Source organism: Microbacterium sp. B35-04 (assembly GCF_010634885.1).
In the GTDB taxonomy this organism is placed as follows: domain Bacteria; phylum Actinomycetota; class Actinomycetes; order Actinomycetales; family Microbacteriaceae; genus Microbacterium.
On sequence record NZ_MWLP01000124.1, the window covers coordinates 1 to 6,514 of the forward strand.

Annotated in this window: 6 protein-coding genes; all 6 read left to right on the top strand. The window is 70.8% G+C overall.

What is annotated here, in order from left to right:
- Positions 1 to 189: 189 nt before the first annotated feature.
- The 6 genes from B1729_RS19405 to B1729_RS19430 all read left to right on the top strand — a co-directional run bounded on the left by B1729_RS19405 (position 190) and on the right by B1729_RS19430 (position 6,370).
- Positions 190 to 468: an HPr family phosphocarrier protein gene (locus B1729_RS19405; RefSeq protein ID WP_163634456.1), complete on the top strand. Its 279-nt coding sequence runs from the start codon at positions 190 to 192 to the stop codon at positions 466 to 468.
- A 2-nt stretch (positions 469 to 470) separates the two neighbouring features.
- A complete protein-coding gene (ptsP, locus tag B1729_RS19410; protein ID WP_163616983.1) occupies positions 471 to 2,162 on the top strand; it encodes a phosphoenolpyruvate--protein phosphotransferase in 1,692 nt (563 codons plus the stop codon).
- Positions 2,163 to 2,202: 40 nt separating this feature from the next.
- Positions 2,203 to 3,759, top strand: coding sequence for a PTS mannitol transporter subunit IICB (locus tag B1729_RS19415; protein ID WP_163616984.1), 1,557 nt, complete (start codon positions 2,203 to 2,205; stop codon positions 3,757 to 3,759).
- A 173-nt stretch (positions 3,760 to 3,932) separates the two neighbouring features.
- Positions 3,933 to 4,370, top strand: coding sequence for a PTS sugar transporter subunit IIA (locus tag B1729_RS19420; RefSeq protein WP_163616985.1), 438 nt, complete (start codon positions 3,933 to 3,935; stop codon positions 4,368 to 4,370).
- Positions 4,370 to 5,524 carry a mannitol-1-phosphate 5-dehydrogenase gene (locus tag B1729_RS19425; protein ID WP_163634457.1) on the top strand — a complete coding sequence of 385 codons (1,155 nt, stop codon included), beginning with the start codon at positions 4,370 to 4,372 and terminating at the stop codon, positions 5,522 to 5,524. The genes B1729_RS19420 and B1729_RS19425 overlap by 1 nt, the downstream gene beginning before the upstream one ends.
- A gap of 45 nt (positions 5,525 to 5,569) precedes the next feature.
- Positions 5,570 to 6,370 carry an alpha/beta hydrolase gene (locus B1729_RS19430; RefSeq protein WP_163616987.1) on the top strand — a complete coding sequence of 267 codons (801 nt, stop codon included), beginning with the start codon at positions 5,570 to 5,572 and terminating at the stop codon, positions 6,368 to 6,370.
- Positions 6,371 to 6,514 lie beyond the last annotated feature (144 nt).

The window sequence follows — 6,514 nt, forward strand, 5'->3', positions numbered from 1 at the left end:
CCCGCACCCTCGCGCTGGTCCGCGCCGCGACCGGGAGCCCCGGGGGGCCGCTCCCGGCCGCGGATGCGGCAGGGCCCGAAAGCCCGGACTGACCCCCACCCGAGCCCCCGCAGACAGAGCGCGCACGGCCAGACAGACCCGCACCGACAGAGCAGTCCAGAACCAGAAACCAGAAAAGGGGTCGACAACATGCCACCCATCTCCCGCACCGTCCGCATCGGATCGGCGCACGGTCTGCACGCCCGTCCGGCGAAGCTGTTCGCGCAGGCGGCGAAGGACGCCGGCATCCCGGTCACGATCGCGAAGGACGCGGGAAGCCCCGTCAACGCGGCGAGCATCCTCGGCGTGATCGCGCTGGGTGTCGAGCGGGGCGATTACGTGACGCTCACCGCGGACGGCGACAACGCGGAGGCGACGCTCGACACGCTCGCCGAACTCCTGACCACCGACCACGACGCGGAGGCGTGAACATGACCGAGCTGCGAGGTGTGGGAATCGGCCTCGGCGTCGCCCAGGGGCCCGTCGCGCGCATGGCGGAACCGGCGCCGGCTCCGACCGACGCGCCCAGCACGCTGAGCGCCGACGACGAGAAGGCACGCGTGGCGGATGCCGTGGCCACCGTCGCGCGCGAACTCGAGGCCCGCGGCGTGCAGGCCGGGGGCGCCGCCCAGGAGGTGCTCGAGGCGCAGGCGATGATGGCCGAGGATCCCAGCCTCGCCGACGAGGTGGGCGCCCGCATCGCCCAGGGCAAGACGGGCGAGTTCGCCGTGTTCGACGCCTTCGCGTCGTTCCGCGATCAGCTCACGGCGCTCGGCGGCTACCTCGGCGAGCGCGCGGCCGACCTCGACGACGTGGCGCAGCGCGTCATCGCCCGGCTGCGCGGGGAGCCTGCTCCCGGTGTGCCCGACCCGGGGCATCCGTTCGTCCTCGTCGCGAAGGATCTCGCACCGGCCGACACCGCCCTCCTCGACCTCGACAAGGTGCTCGCCCTGGTGACCACCGAGGGCGGCCCGACCTCGCACACGGCGATCCTCGCCCGCGAGAAGTCGATCGTCGCGATCGTCGGCGCGGTCGACGCCAAGGACCTCCGCGACGGCGAGACCGTGATCGTGGATGCCGCCGCCGGCGTCGTCACGACGGCACCGACGTCCGACGAGCTCGAGCGGGCGCTGCGACGCGCCGAAGACCGCGCGTCCGCGTCGTCCGCGCCGATCACCGACGGCGCCCTCGCCGACGGCACACCGGTGCCGCTGCTCGCGAACCTGGGCAAGCCCGAGGGCGCGATCGACGCGGTGGCGCTCGGCGCCGAGGGCGTCGGGCTCTTCCGCACCGAGTTCCTCTTCCTGAGCTCGGCCCAGGCTCCCACGGTCGAGCAGCAGCGCGAGGCCTACACGCAGCTCCTTTCGGCGTTCCCCGGCAAGAAGGTGGTCGTGCGCGTGCTCGACGCCGGGGCCGACAAGCCGCTGGCGTTCCTCAACGACGCCCATGAAGAGAACCCGGCGCTCGGCCTCCGCGGCATCCGGGCCCTACGAGCCAGTGAGGACATCCTGCGCGAGCAGCTCACGGCGCTGGCCGACGCGGATGCCGCAACAGACGCGGATCTGTGGGTGATGGCGCCGATGGTGGCGACCGTCGAGGAGGCCGAGTACTTCACCGACATCGCGCGCGACTACGGCATCAAGACCGCCGGCGTCATGGTCGAGGTGCCGTCCTCCGCCCTGCTCTCCGACCGGATCCTGTCGTACACCGACTTCGCGTCGATCGGCACCAACGACCTCACGCAGTACACGATGGCCGCCGACCGGCTGCTCGGGTCGGTCGCCTCGCTCCAGGACCCGTGGCACCCCGCGGTGCTGCGGCTCATCCGGGAGGTCGGCGACGCCGGTCGGGCGCACGGCAAGCCCGTCGGCATCTGCGGCGAGGCCGCAGCCGATCCGCTCCTGGCGGTGGTGCTCGTGGGCCTCGGCGCCACCAGCCTGTCGATGGCCCCGACGGCCCTCGCCGACGTGCGCGCCACCTTGCTGAAGCACACCATCGACCAGGCACGCGACATCGCCGCAGCCGCCCTCGCCGCGTCGGACGCGGCATCCGCTCGGGCCGCAGCGCAACAGGCGGCGAGCGGCACCACACCCACAACCGCCCAGACGGCGGCCACCCGATAGGCCGCCCGCAGCTGCGGCGACGAGAGAAGGAGACAGCAAAATGACAACGGCGTCAGTGCCCGCATCGGGCACCAGCAAGGCGCGGGTCGGAGTCCAGCGCTTCGGCACGTTCCTGTCCGGCATGATCATGCCGAACATCCCCGCGCTGATCGCGTGGGGCATCTTCACGGCGTTCTTCATCGGAGTCGGCTGGACACCCAACGCCGACCTCGCGACGATCGTCGGCCCGTTCATCCACTACCTGCTCCCGTTGCTGATCGCCTATACGGGCGGAAGCATCATCTACGGCATCCGCGGCGGGGTGGTGGCGTCGATCGCGACGATGGGCGCGATCGCCGGCTCCGACCTGCTGATCGCGCAGATCAACGCGGACCTGCCCGCTGACAACCAGCTGGGCCAGGTGCACATGTTCATCGGCGCGATGATCATGGCGCCGATCGCCGCCTACTCGATGAAGTGGCTCGACAGCCTGTGGGAGGGCAAGATCAAGGCGGGCTTCGAGATGCTCGTCAACATGTTCTCGGCCGGCATCTGGGGCTTCGTGATGGCCATCGTCGGGTTCTACCCGATCGCCTGGCTCGTCAACGGCATCATGCAGGTGCTCAGCAACGCCGTGAACTGGCTGGTCGACTACAACCTGCTGCCGCTCACCAGCATCATCATCGAGCCGGCGAAGGTGTTCTTCCTCAACAACGCCATCAACCACGGCGTGCTGACGCCGCTCGGCGTCTCGGAAGCCGCCGACACCGGATCCTCGATCCTCTTCCTCCTCGAGGCGAACCCCGGACCGGGTGTCGGCCTGCTGCTCGCGTTCACGTTCTTCGGGCTCGGCGCCGCACGCGCCTCGGCGCCGGGCGCGGCGGTCATCCAGTTCTTCGGCGGCATCCACGAGGTGTACTTCCCGTACGCGCTGATGAAGCCGATCCTGATCCTCGCCCTCATCGGCGGCGGCATGACCGGTGTCACCACCAACATGCTGCTGGGCGGTGCGCTGCGCGCGCCGGCGGCCCCGGGCAGCATCATCGCGGTGCTCGCACAGACCGCGCAGGGCGCGTACTTCGCGGTGATCCTGTCGGTCGTCCTCTCCGCTGCTGTCACCTTCCTGATCGCCGCCCTCATCCTGCGGGCCTCGCGCAAGCGCGACCTCGCAGCGATGGCGGCGACCGACGACGCCTTCGGCGCCGCGATCACGCAGACCGAGGCGGCCAAGGGCAAGTCGTCCGACGCCCTCACCGGCCTGCGCGGCGGTGCCGCCACCGGAGTCGAGGGCGGCATCGAGCCGGCGACGATGACCGAGCGCGAGATCAAGAGCATCGTGTTCGCGTGCGACGCCGGCATGGGTTCGTCGGCGATGGGCGCCAGCGTGCTGCGCAACAAGATCAAGAAGGCGGGCATCGAGGACGTCACGGTCGTCAACAAGGCGATCGCGAACCTGGACGCCTCGGCCGACCTGGTCATCACGCAGAACCAGCTCACCGAGCGGGCGCGTCAGAAGACGCCCGGCGCGGTGCACGTGTCGGTGGACAACTTCATGAACTCGCCGCGCTACGACGAGGTCGTGGACCTGGTCCGCGCGCAGCACGAGGATGGTGCGTAGCTGAGACCGCGGTGGGGCCGGGCGGGCGCTTCATGCCCTCGGCCCCATCGCCCTCGCTCCGGCCGCGCCATCACGCGGCAGCCGGCGCGAACGGCGGGGGCGGCATCCGTTCCCCTGAGCACGACAAGTGAACACGACAGCCAGTACGACAAGACAGCGGGAAAGGCGAAGACATGGCACGCGAGGTTCTGAGCATCGGCCAGGTGCGCATCCACTCCGGCAGCGCCACGCGCGACGAGGCCATGAAGGAGGCCGCCGACATCCTGCAGGCGGCCGGCGCCGTCACGGGGGCCTACTACGACGCCATGCTGCAGCGTGAGCAGACCGTGTCGACGTACATGGGCAACGAGCTCGCGATCCCGCACGGCACGAACGAGACGAAGGGCGAGATCCTCGAGTCCGCGCTGTCCGTGGTGCGCTACGACGGCGGCGTCGACTGGGACGGCAACCCGGTGACGTTCGTCGTCGGCATCGCCGGCAAGGGCGACGAGCACCTCGAGATCCTGTCGCAGATCGCGATCCTCTTCTCGGAGGAGGACGACGTCGCGCGCCTCAAGCAGGCGCAGACACCGGAAGAGCTGTACGGCCTGGTGTCCGCGGCAGGCGTCTGATGAAGGCCGTCCACTTCGGCGCCGGCAACATCGGCCGCGGCTTCGTCGGCCTGCTGCTGCACGAGGGCGGGTACGAGCTCGTCTTCTCGGATGTCGCCGCCCCGCTCGTCGACGCGATCAACCACGCGTCCCGGTACACCGTGCACGAGGTGGGCGAGGGCGGCAAGGACACGGTGGTCACCGGCTTCCGGGCGATCAACAGCGCCGAGCATCCTGAGCGGGTCGTCGAGGAGATCGCGAGTGCGAACGTCGTCACGACCGCCGTCGGGCCGACGATCCTGAAGTTCGTCGCGCCTCACATCGTCGCCGGACTGGCGCTGCGGAATCCGTCGAGTCCGCCGCTGCAGATCATGGCGTGCGAGAACGCCATCAACGCCACCGATCTGCTCCATGAGGAGATCAGGCTGCTCGCCGGCGATGCGTGGGACGCGCTCGCCTCCCGCGCCGTGTTCGCGAACACCGCCGTCGACCGCATCGTGCCCGGCCAGCCCGAAGGCGGAGGGGTGGACGTCACCGTCGAGCCGTTCTACGAATGGGCGATCGAGCGGCAGCCGTTCGGCGAAGACCCGCCCCGCATCCCGGGCGCCCACTTCGTGGACGACCTCGCGCCCTACATCGAGCGGAAGCTGTTCACGGTGAACACCGGCCACGCGGCGACCGCGTACTTCGGCGCCCGGGCCGGGGTCGAGGGCATCGCCCAGGCGCTGTCGGATCCCGCGCTCGCCGCGCGAGTCGAGGCGGCGCTCGAAGAGACCTCGGCGCTCCTCGAGGCCAAGCACGGGCTCGACGCGGCGGAGCTCGCGGCGTACCGCGCCACGATCCTGCGTCGCTTCCGCAACACGGCCCTCCCCGACACGGTGTGGCGGGTCGGCCGGCAGCCGCTGCGCAAGCTGTCGCGGCACGAGCGGTTCGTCGGCCCCGCCGCCGAAGCGGCGGAGCGCGGACTCGGCGTCGATGCGCTGGTCGCCGCGATCGGGGCAGCGCTCGCGTTCGACGACAGCGAGGACGCACAGTCGGTGGACCTGCAGCGGATGCTGCGGGAACAGGATGCCGCGACCTTCACCGCATCGGTGACCGGCCTCGAGCCGGGGCATCCGCTCTTCCCGAAGGTCGAGGCCGTCGTCGCGGCGCGGCAGGCGGAACTCGCGGGCTGATCGCGATCGCAGCTTGGGCCGCTCGGGCCGGGCTACGCTCTTCCGGTGACCCCGAGCGAGCCCACTGTTGAACCCACTGCCGAGCCGACCGTCAAGACCCGCCGGCGCGGCCTCAGGGTGGTGTGGTGGATCCTCGGCTCGCTGGGCGCTCTCATCGTGCTCGGCATCGTCGGCATCGTGATCTGGAGCCAGGTCGGCGTCATGGCCGCCGAGCCCGAGCCGCTCGCCGAGGTGCGGTCGAACGCCGCGATAGAGATCACCGACACCGACGCGGGCATCGTGCTCGCACCCGCCGGCGAGTCCGCCGACGTCGGCCTCGTCTACGTGCCGGGCGCGAAGGTCGACCCCTGGGCCTACGCCGACAAGCTCTCGGGACTCGTCGCCGAGGACCGCGTCACCGTGGTCATCACGAAGCCCTGGCTGAACCTCGCGTTCTTCGACCTGCGGCCGCTGTCCGCCTTCACCGACCTCGCGACGGGCGTCGACACCTGGCTCGTCGGCGGGCATTCGCTCGGCGGCGTGCGGGCGTGCCAGCTGGCCACGGATGCCGACGGCCTCGCCCTGTTCGGGTCGTACTGCGCGAACGACCTCTCGGCGTCCGGGCTGCCGGTGATCAGCGTCGCGGGCAGCGAGGACGGGCTCTCCACATCGGAGAAGATCGCCGACGCGCGGCCCCTCCTCCCCGACGACGCGGAGATGCACGAGATCGAGGGCGCGAGCCACGCGTCGTTCGGGGACTACGGCCCGCAGCCGGGCGACGGCACTCCCACGATCTCGGACGACGACATGCGCGACCAGCTCACCGAACTCGTCGGCCCCTTCGCCCTCACCACAGCCGGTCGCTGACCGAAGGCGCGTCGAGCTTCCCGGTCGTTGAGCGGAGGCGCTTCGAGCTTCCCGGTCGTTGAGCTGAGGGCGCTCTCGCGCCCGGAGACGAAGCGGGCTGACGTTTCGACCGCGTCCCGGGCGTCTCGTCTCGCTCGTCCCTCG

What these genes read in the sequence shown, in the direction of transcription:
- B1729_RS19405 (WP_163634456.1), top strand. Translation starts at nt 190, where the DNA reads ATGCCACCCATCTCCCGCACCGTCCGCATCGGATCGGCGCACGGTCTG.
- ptsP (WP_163616983.1), top strand. Translation starts at nt 471, where the DNA reads ATGACCGAGCTGCGAGGTGTGGGAATCGGCCTCGGCGTCGCCCAGGGG.
- B1729_RS19415 (WP_163616984.1), top strand. Translation starts at nt 2,203, where the DNA reads ATGACAACGGCGTCAGTGCCCGCATCGGGCACCAGCAAGGCGCGGGTC.
- B1729_RS19420 (WP_163616985.1), top strand. Translation starts at nt 3,933, where the DNA reads ATGGCACGCGAGGTTCTGAGCATCGGCCAGGTGCGCATCCACTCCGGC.
- B1729_RS19425 (WP_163634457.1), top strand. Translation starts at nt 4,370, where the DNA reads ATGAAGGCCGTCCACTTCGGCGCCGGCAACATCGGCCGCGGCTTCGTC.